At 34.7% G+C, this 1,049-nt stretch carries 3 protein-coding genes; all 3 read right to left on the bottom strand.

The window, feature by feature from the left end; all coding sequences use genetic code 11:
- Positions 1-69: 69 nt before the first annotated feature.
- Entirely contained in the window at positions 70-492 is a 423-nt protein-coding gene (locus tag ACFILD_RS03070) for a helix-turn-helix domain-containing protein (RefSeq protein WP_375630868.1), read from the bottom strand.
- 91 nt (positions 493-583) lie between these two features.
- The gene (locus tag ACFILD_RS03065; RefSeq protein WP_375630869.1) at positions 584-802 is read right to left on the bottom strand and encodes a hypothetical protein; all 219 of its coding nucleotides are present in this window, start codon (positions 800-802) and stop codon (positions 584-586) included.
- Entirely contained in the window at positions 795-980 is a 186-nt protein-coding gene (locus tag ACFILD_RS03060) for a hypothetical protein (RefSeq protein ID WP_375664748.1), read from the bottom strand. Before ACFILD_RS03060 ends, ACFILD_RS03065 begins: the two co-directional genes overlap by 8 nt.
- Positions 981-1,049 lie beyond the last annotated feature (69 nt).

The raw sequence follows: 1,049 nt of genomic DNA, 5'->3' as shown, positions 1-1,049 counted from the left end.
ATTGGCTGGGGTACCTGAATTCGAATCTTAAATTTAATTGCAATAAGATATTGATTTTATTTATATTTTTTAACGGTTAGGGACCATATAATTAGGTTCGGGAATAGGATTTTCACACTTTCCTTTACAAAGCGCATTCTTTTTGCCAGCTTTCTCTAATAATTTTTTTAATAGTTCTAAATCTTCTTGTGAAATAATGTTTATCAGTCTAGAGAACATACCAACAGCTTCACATCTGAATGTATCAGAAGGCTTTATAGTGAAACTTTTACGACAAGCATCTGATTCTCTTCTCAAAATTTCTGCTACCTCTTGATCTAAAGCATAGAGTTCAATTAGCTTTTCCTCCAGTCCTACAGGAACAGACTTTTTGCCAATTTCTATAGATGATAAAAATGCTACAGATATATCTAATTTTTTAGCCATATCTAAAAGGCGTTCTGAATGATCAATGCGAAGTTTGCGTAAGGTTTTACCAAATGGTGTTGGCATCTAAAAAATCCTATTAAAAAAGAAGCTCTCTCGTGATTCTAGCAGAAATTCTCAGGCTTTCGTTAACTGATTTTTTACTATAATGGTTTTTTTAATTTTTTGAGAACCACTGCTTTAAATGTGCAATGACATTATCTAGCGCATCCATGAGGCGTGCAAAATCAAGGATAAACAAAAAAAGAAAAAATGCTATCCACTTCATCAAGCGAGACATCATTTTCACGCTTTGATAGGTGATGATCATTTCTTGAAGCATTTCTTTTTCTGATTCTGTAAGCTCTGTGTGTTTTTTGGATTTTTTTCTAACCATGTTTCCACCCACACAAGCGTTCACCTAGATTATTGTGCTTTAAGATCTCTCTTGCTAAGTTTGAACTGATGGCGTTCAGATCTTGCCGGCTTAAATAAATAGGTAACCAACCAACACAAGAAGAAGCATATTTATTTGTTGCGCAACCAGTCAGAGAGAGCAGCATGCACATCAGCATCACTTTTTTGATTAACTTCACTTTCCACCTCCAGCCGTGTTGTGGCTGCTTTTAAAGCTTTTTCTGTTT

Origin of the sequence: Bartonella sp. CL162QHHD (genome assembly GCF_042195435.1) — a bacterium.
GTDB lineage: Bacteria > Pseudomonadota > Alphaproteobacteria > Rhizobiales > Rhizobiaceae > Bartonella.
The sequence above is the reverse complement of the archived record's forward strand: the minus strand, read 5'-3'. Positions and strand labels throughout refer to the sequence as shown.